18 protein-coding genes are annotated in these 16,937 nt (G+C 57.3%); 14 read left to right on the plus strand and 4 right to left on the minus strand.

Annotation, left to right across the window (positions count from 1 at the left end; genetic code table 11):
• Positions 1 to 80 precede the first annotated feature (80 nt).
• From nifH to CVV65_RS08165, 11 genes are all read left to right on the plus strand, one after another.
• Entirely contained in the window at positions 81 to 992 is a 912-nt protein-coding gene (nifH, locus tag CVV65_RS08110) for a nitrogenase iron protein (protein WP_100667695.1), read from the plus strand.
• 50 nt (positions 993 to 1,042) lie between these two features.
• The gene (gene nifD, locus CVV65_RS08115) at positions 1,043 to 2,482 is read left to right on the plus strand and encodes a nitrogenase molybdenum-iron protein alpha chain (RefSeq protein ID WP_100667696.1); all 1,440 of its coding nucleotides are present in this window, start codon (positions 1,043 to 1,045) and stop codon (positions 2,480 to 2,482) included.
• 11 nt (positions 2,483 to 2,493) lie between these two features.
• Entirely contained in the window at positions 2,494 to 4,065 is a 1,572-nt protein-coding gene (gene nifK, locus CVV65_RS08120) for a nitrogenase molybdenum-iron protein subunit beta (RefSeq protein WP_100667697.1), read from the plus strand.
• A 33-nt stretch (positions 4,066 to 4,098) separates the two neighbouring features.
• Positions 4,099 to 5,502 carry a nitrogenase iron-molybdenum cofactor biosynthesis protein NifE gene (gene nifE, locus CVV65_RS08125; protein ID WP_100667698.1) on the plus strand — a complete coding sequence of 468 codons (1,404 nt, stop codon included), beginning with the start codon at positions 4,099 to 4,101 and terminating at the stop codon, positions 5,500 to 5,502.
• On the plus strand, positions 5,490 to 6,818 hold the full coding sequence (gene nifN / locus CVV65_RS08130) for a nitrogenase iron-molybdenum cofactor biosynthesis protein NifN (protein WP_157935439.1): 1,329 nt from the start codon (positions 5,490 to 5,492) through the stop codon (positions 6,816 to 6,818). Before nifE ends, nifN begins: the two co-directional genes overlap by 13 nt.
• Positions 6,819 to 6,862: 44 nt before the next feature.
• Positions 6,863 to 7,249: a nitrogen fixation protein NifX gene (nifX, locus tag CVV65_RS08135; RefSeq protein ID WP_100669310.1), complete on the plus strand. Its 387-nt coding sequence runs from the start codon at positions 6,863 to 6,865 to the stop codon at positions 7,247 to 7,249.
• A 107-nt stretch (positions 7,250 to 7,356) separates the two neighbouring features.
• Positions 7,357 to 7,827, plus strand: coding sequence for a DUF269 domain-containing protein (locus CVV65_RS08140; protein ID WP_100667700.1), 471 nt, complete (start codon positions 7,357 to 7,359; stop codon positions 7,825 to 7,827).
• The gene (locus CVV65_RS08145; RefSeq protein ID WP_100667701.1) at positions 7,785 to 8,588 is read left to right on the plus strand and encodes a HesA/MoeB/ThiF family protein; all 804 of its coding nucleotides are present in this window, start codon (positions 7,785 to 7,787) and stop codon (positions 8,586 to 8,588) included. The genes CVV65_RS08140 and CVV65_RS08145 overlap by 43 nt, the downstream gene beginning before the upstream one ends.
• 137 nt (positions 8,589 to 8,725) lie before the next feature.
• Positions 8,726 to 9,070 (plus strand): nitrogenase-stabilizing/protective protein NifW, encoded by a 345-nt coding sequence (locus CVV65_RS08150; RefSeq protein ID WP_100667702.1) that lies wholly within the window; start codon positions 8,726 to 8,728, stop codon positions 9,068 to 9,070.
• Positions 9,071 to 9,167: 97 nt separating this feature from the next.
• Positions 9,168 to 9,422 (plus strand): nitrogen fixation protein NifZ, encoded by a 255-nt coding sequence (locus tag CVV65_RS08155; RefSeq protein ID WP_100667703.1) that lies wholly within the window; start codon positions 9,168 to 9,170, stop codon positions 9,420 to 9,422.
• A gap of 1,069 nt (positions 9,423 to 10,491) precedes the next feature.
• Positions 10,492 to 11,097, plus strand: coding sequence for a DsbA family oxidoreductase (locus tag CVV65_RS08165; RefSeq protein ID WP_100667705.1), 606 nt, complete (start codon positions 10,492 to 10,494; stop codon positions 11,095 to 11,097).
• Between the two features lie 61 nt (positions 11,098 to 11,158).
• Here CVV65_RS08165 and CVV65_RS17150 read toward each other — a convergent pair whose 3' ends face one another.
• A complete protein-coding gene (locus tag CVV65_RS17150; protein WP_100667706.1) occupies positions 11,159 to 11,569 on the minus strand; it encodes a LysM peptidoglycan-binding domain-containing protein in 411 nt (136 codons plus the stop codon).
• A gap of 315 nt (positions 11,570 to 11,884) precedes the next feature.
• Between CVV65_RS17150 and CVV65_RS08175 the strand changes: the two genes are divergently transcribed.
• The 3 genes from CVV65_RS08175 to CVV65_RS08185 all read left to right on the plus strand — a co-directional run bounded on the left by CVV65_RS08175 (position 11,885) and on the right by CVV65_RS08185 (position 13,479).
• Entirely contained in the window at positions 11,885 to 12,187 is a 303-nt protein-coding gene (locus CVV65_RS08175) for a helix-turn-helix domain-containing protein (protein ID WP_232796736.1), read from the plus strand.
• A gap of 212 nt (positions 12,188 to 12,399) precedes the next feature.
• The gene (lexA, locus tag CVV65_RS08180; RefSeq protein ID WP_100667707.1) at positions 12,400 to 13,014 is read left to right on the plus strand and encodes a transcriptional repressor LexA; all 615 of its coding nucleotides are present in this window, start codon (positions 12,400 to 12,402) and stop codon (positions 13,012 to 13,014) included.
• A gap of 57 nt (positions 13,015 to 13,071) precedes the next feature.
• Positions 13,072 to 13,479 (plus strand): c-type cytochrome, encoded by a 408-nt coding sequence (locus CVV65_RS08185; protein WP_232059657.1) that lies wholly within the window; start codon positions 13,072 to 13,074, stop codon positions 13,477 to 13,479.
• Between the two features lie 113 nt (positions 13,480 to 13,592).
• On the opposite strand, the gene glnA is transcribed toward CVV65_RS08185, so the two are convergent.
• From glnA to CVV65_RS08200, 3 genes are all read right to left on the minus strand, one after another.
• Positions 13,593 to 14,933 (minus strand): type I glutamate--ammonia ligase, encoded by a 1,341-nt coding sequence (glnA, locus tag CVV65_RS08190; protein ID WP_100667708.1) that lies wholly within the window; start codon positions 14,931 to 14,933, stop codon positions 13,593 to 13,595.
• A 77-nt stretch (positions 14,934 to 15,010) separates the two neighbouring features.
• Positions 15,011 to 15,430 carry a MerR family transcriptional regulator gene (locus CVV65_RS08195; protein WP_013075637.1) on the minus strand — a complete coding sequence of 140 codons (420 nt, stop codon included), beginning with the start codon at positions 15,428 to 15,430 and terminating at the stop codon, positions 15,011 to 15,013.
• A gap of 137 nt (positions 15,431 to 15,567) precedes the next feature.
• The gene (locus CVV65_RS08200) at positions 15,568 to 16,920 is read right to left on the minus strand and encodes a methionine gamma-lyase family protein (RefSeq protein ID WP_232796737.1); all 1,353 of its coding nucleotides are present in this window, start codon (positions 16,918 to 16,920) and stop codon (positions 15,568 to 15,570) included.
• Positions 16,921 to 16,937 lie beyond the last annotated feature (17 nt).

Below are 16,937 nucleotides of genomic sequence, written 5' to 3' on the forward strand. Positions count from 1 at the left end.
GTAATGATATATAACGACTATGGTGATATCATATGACCGAAAAACCACCACACCGGGTGGAAAGGAAAGGAGTCGTATCCATGAGGCAGATTGCATTTTACGGCAAGGGTGGAATCGGGAAGTCCACCACCTCCCAGAATACCATCGCTGCTCTGGCGGGGATGGGCAAAAAGATCATGATCGTGGGATGTGACCCCAAAGCGGACGCCACGCGGCTGATTCTTCATCAAAAATCTCAGGAGACGGTGTTGCATCTGGCGGCGGCCCGGGGTTCGGTGGAAGACCTGGTCCTGGACGATGTGCTGCAGACGGGGTTTCGGGATATCAAATGTGTGGAGTCCGGCGGACCGGAGCCCGGGGTCGGATGTGCCGGACGGGGCATTATTACGTCAATCACTTTCCTCGAAGAGCAAGGAGCCTATGAAGGTCTCGACTACGTGGTCTACGACGTGTTGGGCGACGTGGTGTGCGGCGGGTTTGCGATGCCGATCCGGCAAAACAAAGCCCGGGAGATCTACATCGTGACCTCCGGCGAGATGATGGCCATGTACGCCGCCAACAACATCTGCAAAGGCGTTCTGAAATACGCCCACAGCGGCGGGGTGCGCGTGGGAGGACTGATCTGCAACAGCCGAAAAGTCGACCGGGAACTGGAGTTGATTGAGGAGTTGGCCCGTCGGCTGAACACCCAGGTCATCCACTTCATCCCCCGGGACAACATCGTCCAGCACGCCGAGTTGCGCCGGATGACGGTGGTGGAATACGCGCCGGATCATCCTCAGGCAAAAGTGTATGAAGAGTTGGCTTCGAAAATCGACAAAAACCGTCAACTGTCGATTCCGACACCCATTGGCATGGATGAGCTGGAGGAACTGTTGCTGGAGTTCGGCGTCATCGAAGACGAAGAGACCCAGCTGCGCAAACTCGAGCAGATGGAGCAGGAGCAAGCGGCGAAGGAAGAACAAGAGGCGGAAAAACTCGCGGCCAACTGACGATGCGGGCCATATGGAGCTAAAGGCGCAGGGGAAAGGGGGCGCGGAGTGTGAGCAGTGGAACAACGATTGAAGAAAAGCGCAAAATCGTCGACGAAGTGCTGACGGTTTATCCAAAGAAAACGCGGGAAGAGCGAGCCAAGCACATCGGTGTCAGTGATCCGGAAGATGCGGGATCCTGTGCCGTGGCCAATAATGTGAAGTCGCGCCCTGGCGTCATGACCATTCGCGGGTGTGCTTATGCGGGATCCAAAGGGGTTGTATGGGGCCCGGTCAAAGATGTGATCCACATTTCTCACGGCCCAGTCGGCTGCGGTCAATACAGCTGGTGGTCCCGAAGGAATTATTACAACGGGATCCTGGGCGTGACATCCTTTGTCAGCATGCAGTTCACCAGCGATTTTCAAGAACGGGATGTGGTGTTTGGCGGCGACAAAAAATTGACAAAGATGATCCAGGATCTCGATCGACTGTTCCCGCTGAACAAGGGCATTACGATCCAGTCTGAATGTCCCATCGGCCTGATCGGCGACGATATCGAGGCTGTGGCCCGGGAGACCTCCGCCCAGATCGGGAAGCCCGTGGTCCCCGTGCGCTGCGAAGGATTTCGTGGAGTGAGCCAGTCTCTCGGACACCACATCGCAAACGATTCGATTCGCGACTGGGTGCTCGGTTCCCGGGATATTCCCGATGAAGGAACGCCCTACGATGTGGCGGTGATCGGAGATTACAACATTGGCGGCGACGCGTGGTCGACGCTCAAAATTTTCCGGGAAATGGGTCTGCGGGTGGTGGCATTGTGGTCCGGGGACGGGACGATGCAGGAGTTGGCTCATACTCCCAGGGCAAAATTGAATCTCATCCACTGTTATCGGTCGATGAACTATATTTGCCGCCACATGGAGGAAAAATACGGCATCCCGTGGGTGGAGTACAACTTCTTTGGGCCGACCAAGATCAAGGAAAGTATGCGAAAAATCGCTTCGTATTTCGACGATAAGATCCAGGAGCAGACGGAAAAAGTGATTGAAGCCTATGAACCGATGATGCAAGCGACCATCGAGAAATACCGTCCTCGTTTGGAAGGCAAAAAAGTCATGTTACTGGTGGGCGGCCTCCGGCCCAGGCATACGATCGGTGCTTACGAAGACCTGGGGATGGAAGTGGTGGCCACCGGGTATGAGTTCGCCCATGAAGACGATTACGAGCGGACGGCCCGGGAGGTTCAGGAAGCCACCATCATCTACGACGATCCCACCGCCTACGAGTTGGAACAATTCGCTTCACGCCTGGATATCGATCTCGTGGGGTCGGGCATCAAGGAAAAGTACGTTTATCACAAAATGGGCCTGCCCTTCCGTCAAATGCATTCCTGGGATTACAGCGGTCCGTACCATGGATTTGACGGTTTCCCGGTTTTTGCGAGGGACATGGACATGGCGATCAACAATCCCAGCTGGGATCTCATCCAAACGCCCTTTGAGTCGTGAGGTGATCGAAAATGCACGAAGATAAGGCGGCCCAGGAACGTTCAGCCGCCGGGGGAGTTCCCCCGGCGGGAACGGGCACAGTGGCGGTGCGGGATCATAACACCCTGTTCAGTTGCGAGGACTACCGGCAACTGTTCGAGGACAAAAAGTATTTTGAAGATGCAACCCCCGAGGAGCGCGTCAAAGAAGTTTTGGAATGGACGAAGAGTTGGGAATATCGGGAGCTGAATCTTGAGCGAAAGGATTTTCTCATTAACCCGGCAAAGGCGTGCCAGCCTCTGGGGGGAATCTTGGCGGCGTTTGGTTTTCGCAACACTTTGCCCTTGGTGCACGGCTCCCAGGGATGCGTGGCGTACTTTCGAAGCCATTTTTCCAGGCACTATAAAGAGCCCTTTCCCGCCGTTTCGTCTTCCATGACGGAAGACGCAGCGGTGTTCGGCGGGATGAAAAATCTGCGGGAAGCGCTGCAAAACGCGTTGGCTCTCTATCGCCCGGACATGATCGCCATCTGTACCACTTGTATGGCAGAAGTGATCGGTGATGATTTGGGGTCGTTTATTCAGGACTTCCGGGAAGAGGGGGTGATCTCCGAAGACCTGCCGCTGCCCTGGGCCAATACGCCGAGTTTTGTGGGCTCTCACATCATCGGGTACGACAACATGATGAGGGCGATTCTGGCCGACCAAGCGAAAGGAAAACGGGACGAGACCAGTGAGCGGATCAATATTATACCCGGCTTTGACACGTATACCGGAAATCTCCGGGAAATCAAGCGTCTGCTGGACCTCATGGAGGTTCCCTACACGCTCCTGGGAGATACGTCGGACGCCCTGGATTCTCCGGCCCTTGGAGAATACCACATGTATCCCGGCGGGACGCCGCTACCGGAGCTGCGAAATGCTGCGAGGGCCAGAGCGACCATTGCCCTCCAACGATACAGCACCCGTCGGACGATGCAACTGGTCAGCAGCCGCTGGAAACAGGAGGCGGTGGTCAGTTCTCCCATCGGGGTTCGGGGTACGGATGCCTTTTTGCAGACGGTGAGCCGGCTGACCGGAAAACGGGTGCCGAAACAGATTCAAGAAGAGCGGGGGCGCGTGGTGGATGCCATGCTCGATTCCCACGCGTACACCCACGGGCGGCGGGTGGCCTTGATCGGGGATCCGGATATGTTGCTGGGTGTGACGGCGTTCTTGTTGGAGGTGGGTGCAGAACCGGTTCACATCGTGTGTACCAACGGGGACAACGATTTTAAGGAAGAGATGGAGAGTCTTTTAGCCGGGAGTCCTTACGGCCAGTCCGCCAAAGTGTGGGTCGGGTACGATATGTGGCACCTTCGCTCTCTCGTTTTCACAGAACCCGTGGATTTGTTAATTGGCAATTCCTATCTCAAGCTGATCTCAAGAGAGGCCGATATTCCGCTCGTGCGCGTCGGGTTTCCGATCTTTGACCGGCATCATCTGCACCGAAATCCCATCGTCGGGTATCGGGGGGCCTTGAATCTGCTGCAGATGATCGTGAACACCGTCCTGGAAGAGTTGGACCGCAAGGCCCCGGCCCACAGTTTTGACGTAATCCGCTGAAGACCGACATCTTCGCCGGGGGGAGGGAGAGGGATGAAACCGCTTCACGAGATTTTTGATCAGCCGGCTTGTGAGCACAACCGGGCGAAGGGGAAAAAGCGCAATGCCGGCTGTCCCAAGCCCGAACCGGGCAGCGCCATGGGAGGGTGCGCCTTTGACGGCGCGCAAATCACCCTTTTGCCCATCGCCGATGTCTTGCACTTGGTTCACGGGCCGTCCGCCTGCCTGGCCAACAGCTGGGAGGCCCGGGGCAGCCTGAGCGCAGGCCCGGAGATGACCTGGAGAGGGTTCATGACCGATCTGTCGGAACAAGAGATCATTTTCGGCGGGGAGAAAAAACTCGAGGCGGCCATTCACGAAGCGGTTCGCAAGTTTGCGCCCCCGGCGGTCTTTGTATACAGTACCTGCGTGACGGCGCTGATCGGAGAGGACTTGGAAGCGGTGTGCGCCAAAGCGTCCCGGGAGCTCGATCTCCCGGTGGTCCCGGTGAACAGCCCCGGTTTTATTGGAAGCAAGAATCTCGGCAATCGCATGGCGGGGGAAGCGCTGTTGGAGTATGTGATCGGCACCCGGGAGCCGGAGGTTTCCACGCCGTATGACGTCAATCTCGTGGGGGAATATAACATCGCCGGAGAACTCTGGCAGGTGAAGCCGCTTTTTGAGGAAGCGGGGATCCGGATTCTCGCCTCTATCACCGGCGACGGGCGGTTTGGGGACATCCGCACTGCCCACCGGGCCAAAGCGACAATGGTGGTCTGCGGCCGGGCCCTGATCAACCTGGCCCAGGGGTTGTTGGATCGCTATGGAATCCCGTATTTTGAAGGCTCCTTCTATGGGATTCGGGAAACCGGGGAGGCGCTCCGCAATTTCGGGAGGATTCTCGGCGGTGAGGTTCCTGAACGGGTGGAGGCCTTGATCAAGCGGGAAGAAGCGAGGCTAGACCATGACCTGCGGCCGTACCGGGAGATTTTGAAGGGGAAAAAAGCGCTGCTGTACACGGGTGGGGTAAAATCCTGGGCGTTTATTTCTGCTCTTCAGGATTTGGGGATGGAAGTGGTGGCCACATCCAGCCGGAAAAGTACGATGGACGATGTGGCGAAGATGAAAAGTCTCCTCGGCGAGAGTGGCGTGATCATGGAAGAAGGTGGCCCCAAGGTGATTTTGAAGACCATGCGGGAACGCGGGGCCCATATCCTCCTGGCCGGGGGGCGCAATCAGTATACGGCTGTGAAGGGAAGGGTACCGTTTATCGATGTGAATCAAGAGCGCCACCGTCCCTACGCGGGTTACGAGGGGATGCGCCGGCTCGCCCAGGATCTCGCGTTGGAGTTGACCCACCCGGTGTACCGTCAAATTGCCGAGGGAGACGGGCGGTTCGGCAAGGGCGGCATGGAGGCGGAATCGGCTGCGGAGGAATGGGCGATATGCAAGGTTTGAGTCCAGGACAGGCGAAGAAAAAGCCGCTGTCCATCGACCCCCTGAAAATGAGCGCCCCCCTGGGAGCGGCGCTGGTGTTTCTCGGCATGGACCGGGCGGTGCCCATCTTGCACGGGTCTCAGGGGTGTGCAGCTTTTGCAAAAAATGTGCTCACCCGGCATTTTCGGGAGCCGATTCCCCTGGGGACAACGGCACTGTCCCAGGAGACGGTGATTCTCGGAGCCCAGGATGCGGTCTTTAAAGCTCTGGACAATACGATTCGCAAACAAAACCCTTCGGTGATCGGCATGATCACCACCGCACTGACGGAAACCTCGGGGGACGACGTGGAAGGCGCGGTGATCGAATACGGAGTCAGCCGCCCGGGCGGTCCGCCGGTGGTCGTGGTGCACGCGCCGGATTTTCGCGGAGGACTCAGTACGGGGTACCGCGCGGCGGTGGAAGCGGTGGTAAAGGCATGTGTCCCGCCCCGGGGAGACGGACAGCCTTGGATACCCGGACAGGTCAATTTGATTTTTGGGCCGGGCTATGGGCCGGGAGATGTGGAGGAGGTTAAGAACATGGTGGCGGCGATGGGGCTTTCGCCCCTCGCTCTGCCGGATCTCTCCACGTCCATGGACGGACATTTGGGCGATGGCGAGCTGGACGGACTGGACGGGGGGACTTCGTTGTCCGACCTGGCCCGGATGAGTTGGTCGGCGTATACGTTCTCTTTTGGCCGCACCGCCCAGCGGGCAGGGGAGGACGTGGCGGCCCGGGCCAAGGGCAGGCATGTGAATATCCCGCATCTCAACACTCTGGACGCGGTGGACGATTTCTTGGAGTTGCTGTTGCGAATTGGCGGCGGCAAGGTCCCTGAGTCGATGCGGATCCAGCGGGATCGCCTGATGGACCGCATGCTTGATGTGCACGCGCTATTTTCGGGGATCCGGGTGGTGCTCGCAGGAGAACCCGATTGGCTCTGCATGACCGAAGCGGCCTTTGTCGGGATGGGGGCGTCGGTGGTCGCCGCCGTGGCGGCGGACGATCCGAAGGCCTTTGGGTATTCAGCATGGTGGCCAGAGGGGGATTACGGGGATTTGGAAGAGTGTGTGGCCCGTTGGGAAGGATGTTCGGTGGATCTTTGGGTGAGCAATTCCCACGGCGCCAGGGTTGCCCGGAGGACGGGGGTGCCGTTTCTTTCCGGCGGTTTGCCGGTATGGGACCGACTCGGAGTTCCAAATGAAGCATCGGTGGGGTATCGAGGGCTGTGGGAGTGGCTCGCCCGGGTCGGTTCCCGGTTGATGCAGAGGGAAGAAGTGCATCCGAGCGAGTGATGCCTGGGTCAGAGGGCATAACGGGTCTTTTGGGGGTGATGGACGTGAAAGTGGCTTTTGCCACCGAGGATGGCGTGACGGTCAATTGTCATTTTGGCCATGCACAGTCTTTTGATATTTACGAAATCGGCACGGAGGGTTCGCGGTTTTTGGAAAGGCGGATGATCGAAGACGGGGAGGAGGAGGTGCAGCGAATCGATGGACGGATCGAGGCCATCCGGGATTGCGCAATCCTCTATGTCAACGCCATCGGGGCGGCGGCGGCAGCCCGGGTGACCCGGGCACGGATTCACCCGGTCAAGGTGCGGGAAGGCGAGCCCTTGGTGTCGATCCTCGCAGACATGCACCGGGTTCTCACCCACAACCCTCCGCCTTGGTTGCGGAAAATCCTGATGAGTGAAGCCGGTGCTGCGAATTCGTCCGGTCCGTGAGCATTCAAGAGTGAAGCCTTCGTTGCCCGCGTCCAGGAGGAGAAGCCCCTTTATCCACGCGGGGAACGGGTGTAGCGGCACGCGGCGAGGAGGAAGGAGGACGGAGTGTGGCGGTGGTGAGAGAGCAGCGGGGCTCATTTGTGACGGAATTGGCTCGGTTGGTTCGAGCCCGGGACACGTACGGGGTACTGGACGGGAAGCCCGATGCGGATATTCTGCAAGATTATGTGCGAAAAGGCGGGAAAAGGGATCTGATGGCAGAATTGGCGTTGGAGACGACGGACGCGGTTCGCCAGAGGGTGCATCTGTTTTATGAGGCCGTGGCCAGCCGGTTGGAGCGATTGATCGAGAATGGCCAGGTGATCAATGTAGCCATGGAGTTGGATCCCGAGGGATTCGGCCAAGTCGTGCTCTACACCGATTGGTTTGTCGTGTGGAGCGAAGGGTTGAGGGATGTCCCGCGAAGGTACCTGTTTGACAATCTGGACCAGTTAGAAGCTTTGGGGCAGTCCATCGTGAAGGAGGGGTTGGCGCGATGGGAGACGTGCTCGAAGATCGCTCATCTGTTACCGTCCTGACGTCGTCCTCTTCCCGATACGCCCGTCAGTTGCCCTTGATCGGTGAAGACGGCCAACAAAGGTTGAAGGAGAGTACGGTGCTCGTGGCGGGGATCGGGGGGCTCGGGGGCGCCTGCGCCTTGTATCTGGCGGCCGCCGGGGTTGGACATCTCATTCTCCTGCACGATGGCGTGGTCCAGTTGCCCGATCTGAATCGGCAGACCTTGATGAATTGGGAAAGCCTCGGCCGGCCGAGGGTGGAGGAGGCAGAGAAAACGCTGAGAGCCTTTGACCCCGACTTGAAAGTGACGACCATTCAGGGCAAGGTCGGGGAGGTGAGTCTCGACCCCTGGTTGAAACAGGCCGATCTGGTCATCGATGCCCGGTACGATATGGAAGAACGGTTTAAACTCAACGAACTTTGTGTCCGCCAGGGCGTGCCCATGATGGAAGCGGCCATGTACGGGTGGGAGATTTTCCTGTTTTGGGTCATTCCCAAACTCGGACCGTGTTTGGAGTGCCTTCATGCGAGGGACGCAGCCGAGGCGTGGCAGCCCCTTGGGTTTCCGGTGCTGGGCGCGGTAGCCGGGGCAGCCGGAGCCATGGCGGCTTCCGAAGCTGTCAAATGGATCACACAAAAGCGGGTGGCGGGCGGGGGGAGAGGGCTCTCTATGGGAACGCTGTTCTCCTTGCATCTACTCTATATGGATACCCACGCGATCCAGGTGGCCAGAAACCCCCATTGCCCGGTATGCGGGGACCGGCCTCATGTGCGGGTCTAGGCCTCAAGGCGCGGCCCAAACAGAAGGACTAAAATGGACACCTCGTTGTGGCCGCGGTTCTGCCCCTTAGACGCCCGCAGGTACCCCACACGTGGAAGGTACCAAGTTTCAGCTGAAGGCAAAGGTGGGAGGACGCCATGAAGACCGAAGAGGAGTTTTTGCAGCTGACAGACGCCGAGGACTATTTTGCCTTTTTTGATGTGGCCTACGACCGGAATGTACTTGGGGCGAAGCGACTGCACATCCTTCGGCGATACGGGGAGCTTCTCAACGAGATGGGGAAGGAGTGTGCGGCGCTTTGCTGGGAAGAAAGGTGGCCGGTGTACCGGGAAGCATTGATCCGGGCTTACCGGGAACTCCAGATGCGCACCCCCCAGGAGGCGGGGCTTTTTTCGGTGTTCAAAGATGCCCAGGCCGGGACCGGTTGCGCCGGCTGCTCTCAGATGTGCTCCACTTCCTCGGTAAATGCGTGTTATCGGTAGACGCCAGGGGCAGGCCCCATGAACTCCGTCCACCGCTGGGAACACATTCGATGACGGCAATCACACGCCGGTCCTGTGAAAGGGAGTGGGATGGAACATGGGATCGGTTTTGAATTTGGAAGACGTCGTGGAATGCGTAAGGGATATCCGGAATGACGGGACGTACCCCATGGAGTCCCGGGGAGCGATCCTCGCCCGGCGCGGCGACCGCGGCGTGGTGGTGGACCGGGGATGGTTTTTGCAGGATCGACTCGTTTATGCGGTTTATTTTTTATCCACCGGACGCATCGTCGGGTGCCTGGAGTCGGAGTTGAAGAAAATCGATGCTGTCGACGAGTCAGCCCAAACATGAAGAACGGCGCGCCGCCGGCCTCGCCTGAAGGAAGGGGATGGGCGGCGCGTCATTATGTTTTGATGAAAATGTGGTATAGATCTCGGTGAAACAGTTTTCTGAATAAATACGCAGACCCCATATTTGGGGGATTTAAAGGTTGCGACGTATTCAGTTGTTCGGTATAACGGACCAAGAGGGGGGAGTTGAGTTGAAAATATTTATACGCATAGCCCACGCAATTCTATCGGTACTTAGCGCTTCGCTGTTTACCGGGTGTTCAACAATCAAAGAGCCCCGGCCTCAGCCGACGTTCACGCCGTTGCCCTCTCATCCATCTTTCGTAGTCGTGACAAAATATGATATCCACTCACCTACGGTCAGTGCGAAAAAAGTGACGGATCCAAATATGGTTCGGCATATCGTTAGTGAGATCGACCAGAGCGGGCTGTACATTGCTTCACGATGATGCTGCATGACGTACCCGCGGTCGTCAATCTCTTAGGCGGGCCTCAAGCGTGGGTGGACTGGGAGCAGACGGTCCAGAACGCGGAATGGAAGCTGACCGTTTCCCCGGACCAACGACCGGGAAAATACGGCCGGTATGATCTTCAAGTCCAGTATACGGGTCACGAGGCTATTCACGGTGTCACGGTGACTTTCGATAACTCTTTAACAGTCTCTTCAGGCGCCGGCGCCAATTCCCCGGTTGTGCTGAAATTACCGGACCTCGTTTTCCCGCTGGAAACAAGGTCAGTGCCGGTCAATGTAACCTGGGTGAAAGGTCAAACAACCGAATCTGCCGCGTTTACGCTTCACCCGAAAAATGGGTGAAAGACCTTGAAACGTATTGCCCCGCTTTTTTAGTTTACATAATGTACATTATCGGACTCAAAATGGGCCTTCAAAAAAGCCTCACCTTTCCCTCCCCCGCTGGATCAATAGCCAGAGAACAAGGATTGCCAATCCGGTTGTTATTGTCGGGCAACTGCGCTCCATCTTGCCACCCGTCCGCAATTTGGGTAAAGTGAAGCTATCGAGAAGAAAGTGCCCTAAGTATACCCGGGGCATAGCCAGAAACGGGGGTGCGATGTTCACCATGCGAATCACTTCTTATTTCGATTATAATTGCGTGTTTTGTTATATCGGTCGATATCGTCTGCGGGAGGCCGCAAACAGGGCCGGTGTGTCCATCGAATGGGTGGCCTGGGCAATGCCCGAGGATGCTTCTCCCCCGCCAAAACCGGATGACTACCGGGAGGGCGTGAAGCGCTATGTCCAGGCGGCTTCTGAAGATTTGGGCCTCGACATCCGCCTCATGAGGGCAGTTGACACCCAAGATGCCCTCACCGGTATGTATTACGCCCGGGAACAGGGCGTTGAGGAGCCGTATCACCAGCAGGTCTTTGATGCCCGGTTTTTGAAAGGATTGGATGTGTCGGACCGCAAAGTTCTGACAGAATGTGCCGAAGCCGCCGGGCTGTCCGGGGATGGCTATTTGAATGCTTTAGATCATGAGAAGTATCGCATACAGTTACAGGCGGATTTCCAGCGCGCGGCACATGCGCGAATCTGGACCATCCCGGTTTATGAAGCGGATCACCGCCGGTTGGAGGTTCATCACTTTGATCAGTTGCCCACCGCCGATGGGCTGACCGAATGGATCCAACTCATCGGAACGAAAGCGGAAGGTTGATTTTGTCAGCGGCGTCCGCGCCTTTGGCGCTCAACGGCCCCTAGATACCGATTCGGGTTCTTCATTGCGAGGCGGGCAAGTGAAGAATCATGCCCGGATAAAGGGTGCCCTCCCTCGTCAAGTGGTTGAGCTGGCGCAACTGATAGATCCACTCCCTCACATCCACATCGGGTCCCGCATACTGTGACGCGATGCTCCATAGGGTGTCGCCTTCGTATACCATGATGGTTCTGTCCTCTCCCTCTTCGGCCCTGGGATGGTGGTGCAGCAAAACTCCTCCCGCTGTCCCCAGCCCCATGACAACAAGAAGCCCCGTCACAAACACGGCCCGATTCCACGCCCGGTTTGCCCGCGCCAATCTGCCCCGGTGGCGGCTTGGGTAGGCTCGCACCCCGGCCTTCCGTTGATCCACCCTGAAACGGATCGCTTGCGCCTTCTCGTTTTCGGCCGATCTCCTCAGAGGCGTACCCATCCCCTCGCCCCCCTCTCCCTAGGTATCTGTTGTCTCTGTCAGCATATTGGGACGACAATCGCCCAGAGAGCCAGCTCGTCCCCTCATCTCTATGCTTCGAATGCGGCAGCGAGAACGAAACGAATGTTCGTATTTAGTGTAGATGGAACAAACGTTTGTGTCAAGGGTTTTCGAATCATGTCGGGAAGAGAATAAGGCGCGGCATTCAGGTGTTCTCTGACTCTCGATAATCTGTCAGATCAAGGAGACAGGACCGCTCCTTTTTTCGGCAAATATACGTTTGTTTTCTTGGCAGATTGGGTGTATCATAGAAACATGAAAATTCTCAAGCCCTTTTACTGTCGACTGGAACCGACAAGAGAACAGGCCCAGTGTCTCACTCGATACCGGGAATGTGCGCGGTTTGTCTGGAACAAGGCGCTCACTTTGCAGAAGAGGCGGCTGAAAGCCGGGTACCCCCTGTTGTCGTATGGAGAGTTGGCCAGACTCCTGACGCTGTGGAGGCACAGCGAGGAATACGGGTTTTTGGCCAGTGCACCCGTACATCCCTTGCAACGCGCTGGCATCGATTCACCGGCCGATGGTTCGGGACGGGGTTCCTGGAACGAAGGCGCTTGACCCGCGATTATCCGTCTCGACGGTGTGCAGGTACGGGAGAGCAGCGCTTTGATGGTGGGAGACCCGGAAACAGAACGGATCTTCCTCCGAAGATCGTGGGACAGCTGAGAGATGGGCGCCGTGACTCTGTAAAGCTCATGCCCCAAAAGGTGAGCGTTGGTTCCGAGTCCAGTTTGCGAGATCCGTGCAGGATCCACCCATGAGAAGAGGTGATGTTCGTGAAATTGTCAAGAAGGCAGCAGGATATCCTCGATTTCATCAAGAAAGAAGTGAGAGAGAAAGGCTATCCTCCTTCCGTTCGGGAGATCGGCGAGGCAGTGAACTTGTCTTCCAGTGCCACCGTCCATCGTCACTTGGGTCGGCTAGAGCAGATGGGGTACATCCGCCGGGATCCGACGAAACCCAGAGCCATTGAAATTCTGGAGGAGGATGCACAAACGGTCGGGCCGGTCACCATGGCTCCAGTGGTGGGCCGGGTTACCGCGGGGTTGCCGATCACCGCTGTCGAAAACATCGAAGATTATTTTCCCCTCCCTGCGTCTTGGACCGGGGGAGACCCCGTCTTCTTGCTCCGAGTGGTCGGCGACAGCATGATTGAGGCCGGGATTTTTGACGGGGACTTGGTGGTGGTTCGCCAGCAACCCACCGCCGAAAACGGCGATATTGTTGTGGCGATGACAGATGAAGGCGAAGCCACGGTGAAGCGATTCTACCAGGAGAAAGATCGCATTCGCCTTCAGCCGGAGAATTCCACCATGGCCCCACTCTATTACAAGAATGTGACAATTCTCGGCCTCGTGATCGGTCTCTACCGTTCGATTCGATGAAGTAGTAGAATGAAGAGAGATGGTTTCAGCTCAGTCTAAGAACAGGAGGACGTCAGTGTGAAGAGATGGCAAGGCATGACTCTGGCTGCCCTACCGGTGGTTCTCGGCCTCGTTTTTATCATCGGAGTATTTGCCAACTGGTTCCCCATTCAAACGGGACGGTCGACCGAGGCCACGGCGAGCGGTTCGGGGTCAGGGGGTAGCTCCGGACCCGTTGATACGAGCGACCCGGGCGCACAGATTTTCTCTCAATCCTGCGCGAGTTGCCACGGAGCGAATTTGGAAGGTCAGACTGGGCCCAAGCTTCTTGGCATCGGGAGCAAGATGAACGAGGCGCAACTGGTGGAGTATATCAACAATCCGAAGCCGGTAGCCGGTTATCCACCGATTATGCCTCCCAAGGGCGGACTCCAGTCCGATGACCAAGTCAAGCAAGTGGCTGCATGGTTGGCGAAGCAAAAGTAACGCAGAACTTCATCAACAGGCAACAACCCCTGCAGAGTGCTGCAGGGGTTGTTTAATCCATCGGCTCGCCTCCTTTAGGGCGAGCTTCCACGTCTTTTGTTTTACGGCACCGATCAATACAGGTTCAAGTACTGGTCCCGCTCCCAGGGATGGACGGCGGTGCGGAACATATCCCACTCAATCAATTTCGCCTCGACAAAATGTGTAAACGCGTGTTCCCCCAGGGCATTGACGATGACTTCATCCCGGCTCAGCTCATCCAGAGCTTCTTTCAAACTGGCAGGCAGCGTCAAAATCCCAGCCTGCACGCGTTCGCTTTCCGTCATAACGTAAATGTTGCGATTGACCGGCTCCGGCAAGGGCATGCGGTTGCGGATTCCATCCAGTCCCGCAGCCAGCATGGCCGCCAAGGCGAGGTACGGATTGGCCGACGGGTCTGGGCTGCGCACTTCGATCCGGGTGCTCAAGCCCCGGGAAGCGGGCACTCGCACCAAGGGACTCCGATTCTGGAAGGACCACGCGATGTAAACCGGCGCCTCGTATCCTGGCACCAAACGCTTGTAAGAGTTCACCGTAGGGTTGGCGATGGCGGTGAACGCCCGAGCATGGGCGAGGATTCCGGCCAGGTACTGTTTCGCCGTTTCACTCAAGCCAAACTCGTCCCGTTCATCGTAGAACGCATTCTCGCTCCCCTGGAACAGGGATTGATGGGTGTGCATGCCGGATCCGTTAATCCCGAACACCGGTTTTGGCATGAAGGTGGCGTGCAGACCGAGCTGCCGGGCGATCGTCTTGACCACCAACTTAAAGGTCATGATATTGTCCGCCGCCGATACGGCATCGGCATATTTAAAATCGATTTCATGCTGGCCAGGCGCCACCTCGTGATGGGAGGCCTCGATTTCAAAGCCCATCTGTTCCAAGGCCAATACGATCTCCCGGCGGCAGTTTTCCCCCAAGTCTACCGGAGCCAGATCAAAGTATCCCCCTTGATCGTTCACTTCGGTGGTGGGATTTCCGGACTCGTCCATCTTAAATAAGAAAAACTCCGGTTCCGGCCCGACGTTCATGGTGGAGAAACCCATGTCCTGGGCTTGGCGCAGGACTCGTTTGAGAATTCCCCGGGGATCTCCGGGGAAGGGAGTGCCGTCCGGAAGGTAAATATCGCAAATCAGCCGGGCCACTCGCCCTCCGTCTCCCCCGATCCAGGGAAATATTAGCCAAGTGTTGAGATCCGGATACAAATACATGTCCGATTCCTCGATGCGGACGAAACCTTCGATCGAAGAACCGTCGAACATGATCTTGTTGTCCAGGGCTTTGGGCAACTGACTCACCGGGATTTCGACGTTTTTGATAATACCGAGCAAGTCAGTAAATTGGAGGCGAATATAACGGACGTTCTCTTCTTTGACCATTCGCATAATGTCTTCACGTGTGTACTGGCGTGGCATCGATGGACTCCTTTCTTCTCTTCACAGATATGTAACAAAACGATTCCCCGCCCTCTGACAGGGAATCGTCTCGCTCTTTAACGGAAAAACCGGGAGAGCTCGCCTTGGATCAGCGACGCCGGCCTACCCGGTCGCTCCAATTGGGCGATGAGCTCTTTTTTCAGCAACTCGTGCAAGTCCCGGTCCGTGAGGTTGCGATTCCCTTCCACCGCAAGTCGCTCTTCCTTCGGAAGGTCTTCGACATCAGTGGGTTTTTCGGCCGGTCCCAAGGCCTTTTTAATCCCCGCGATATTCAGACCTTGATCGATCAGTTTCTTGATCTCGAGCAGGCGTTCGACGTCCCGGAAAGAAAAAAGGCGCTGATTGCCCTTGGTGCGAATGGGTTGAATCAATCCCTGCTGTTCGTAATACCGAATCTGCCGAGCGCTCAACTCGGTCAACTTCTGTACGATCCCGATGGGAAAGAGGGCCAAATTGCGCCGCACATCATCTGACATACGCGATCATCCCCTTTGGCTTCCGATACTGATCACCACTGATCACGGGGTTCACGGACGGGGAATGCACTCATTTTCCTATTCATTATACCCCCAGGGGCGCAAAGTTGTCAACTCGATGTGAGTTAACGTAACTGTTAGGCCCGCTCACTTTTAGGGAGAAAGCCGGAGGAACGCAAGGCCTGAGCCGCATGCAGATAAGCAAGTTTACCGTGTTCGTAGGTTAAACCACCCTGGACAAAAACCCGGTACGGGGGGCGCATCGGGGCATCCGCAGACAGTTCCAGGGATCCGCCTTGGACGAAGGTCCCCGCGGCCATGACCACTGGGTCGGGATACCCGGGCATGGCCCAGGGCTCGGGGACGACGTAGGAATCCACCGGAGATGCGGACTGGATGGCCTGGCAGAACGTCAGCACGGCCTCCGCCGAGGGCAGATCGAACTGCTGGACCAGATCGCTTCGGGGATCATTCCACCGGGGCCGGGTTGGAAAGCCCAAAGTTTCAAAAAGGGCGGCACCGAACACCGCGGATTGCAGCGCCTGGGAAACCACGTGAGGGGCGAGGAAAAATCCCTGGTAAAACAGGCGCCATTCCACGCCCGTCGGCCCGGCCTCTTCCCCCACTCCCGGGGCTGTCAAGCGGCAAGCGGCCGCATGGACGAGATCTTTTCGCCCGACCACGTACCCGCCGGTGGGCGCCAATCCCCCTCCAGGATTTTTGATCAACGAGCCCGCGGCCAAGTCTGCCCCAACTTCAGTGGGTTCCCGGGTTTCGGTGAACTCTCCGTAGCAGTTGTCCACGAGAACCACCGCATCCGCTTGGATTTTCTTGACCAAGGAGATGGCCTGTTCGAGCTCGTCCACCGAAAGCGCCCGGCGACCCGAATAACCCCCGGAGCGCTGCAACACCACCATACGAACGGGGGCCGCGGACAGTACCTTCTCTAACGCTTCCAGGTCCACCCGGTTATCCGATGTCAAATCCACCTGTGTATAGGTTATCCCCCACTCCAGCAATGTACCCTCACTTTGACCGGTTTCCTCCCCGATCACGGTGCGCAACGTGTCATACGGCTCTCCGGTTGCATAGACCAACCGATCCCCGGGGCGAAGAACGCCATACAGTGCCAGGGCCAGCGCATGGGTCCCGGACACGATCTGAGGGCGCACCAAAGCGGCCTCCGCCCCGAAGACCCGGGCATAAATGCCATCGAGGATTTCGCGACCCCGGTCGTTGTACCCATATCCCGTCGATCCCCGCAGGTGCACATCGGCGACGCGGTAGTGCCGAAAGGCTTCCAGTACCCGCTCTTGATTCATCATGGCCGTGCGTTCAATGGCGCGGCGGCGCCGGGCAATCCGGTCTTCGATTGCTTCTGCGATCCGCGTGAAATCCTCCTGGCGATCGCTGTGTGGACCTTCTGTGTGAATGGTGCTCACCTCATTGCTGATAACGCGGCCCGTGAACTCCGCAATTCCGGGCCCCATGTTCCGGATTCTATCAT

The organism is Kyrpidia spormannii (assembly GCF_002804065.1).
GTDB classification, from domain to species: domain Bacteria; phylum Bacillota; class Bacilli; order Kyrpidiales; family Kyrpidiaceae; genus Kyrpidia; species Kyrpidia spormannii.

Coding starts and splice junctions, on each gene's coding strand:
- CVV65_RS08155 (WP_100667703.1), top strand. CDS start 9,168: ATGGGATCGGTTTTGAATTTGGAAGACGTCGTGGAATGCGTAAGGGAT.
- nifH (WP_100667695.1), top strand. CDS start 81: ATGAGGCAGATTGCATTTTACGGCAAGGGTGGAATCGGGAAGTCCACC.
- glnA (WP_100667708.1), bottom strand. CDS start 14,933: ATGCCACGCCAGTACACACGTGAAGACATTATGCGAATGGTCAAAGAA.
- CVV65_RS17150 (WP_100667706.1), bottom strand. CDS start 11,569: ATGGGTACGCCTCTGAGGAGATCGGCCGAAAACGAGAAGGCGCAAGCG.
- CVV65_RS08175 (WP_232796736.1), top strand. CDS start 11,885: ATGAAAATTCTCAAGCCCTTTTACTGTCGACTGGAACCGACAAGAGAA.
- lexA (WP_100667707.1), top strand. CDS start 12,400: ATGTTCGTGAAATTGTCAAGAAGGCAGCAGGATATCCTCGATTTCATC.
- CVV65_RS08145 (WP_100667701.1), top strand. CDS start 7,785: ATGGGAGACGTGCTCGAAGATCGCTCATCTGTTACCGTCCTGACGTCG.
- CVV65_RS08150 (WP_100667702.1), top strand. CDS start 8,726: ATGAAGACCGAAGAGGAGTTTTTGCAGCTGACAGACGCCGAGGACTAT.
- CVV65_RS08200 (WP_232796737.1), bottom strand. CDS start 16,920: ATGGGGCCCGGAATTGCGGAGTTCACGGGCCGCGTTATCAGCAATGAG.
- nifN (WP_157935439.1), top strand. CDS start 5,490: ATGCAAGGTTTGAGTCCAGGACAGGCGAAGAAAAAGCCGCTGTCCATC.
- CVV65_RS08165 (WP_100667705.1), top strand. CDS start 10,492: ATGTTCACCATGCGAATCACTTCTTATTTCGATTATAATTGCGTGTTT.
- nifK (WP_100667697.1), top strand. CDS start 2,494: ATGCACGAAGATAAGGCGGCCCAGGAACGTTCAGCCGCCGGGGGAGTT.
- nifE (WP_100667698.1), top strand. CDS start 4,099: ATGAAACCGCTTCACGAGATTTTTGATCAGCCGGCTTGTGAGCACAAC.
- CVV65_RS08195 (WP_013075637.1), bottom strand. CDS start 15,430: ATGTCAGATGATGTGCGGCGCAATTTGGCCCTCTTTCCCATCGGGATC.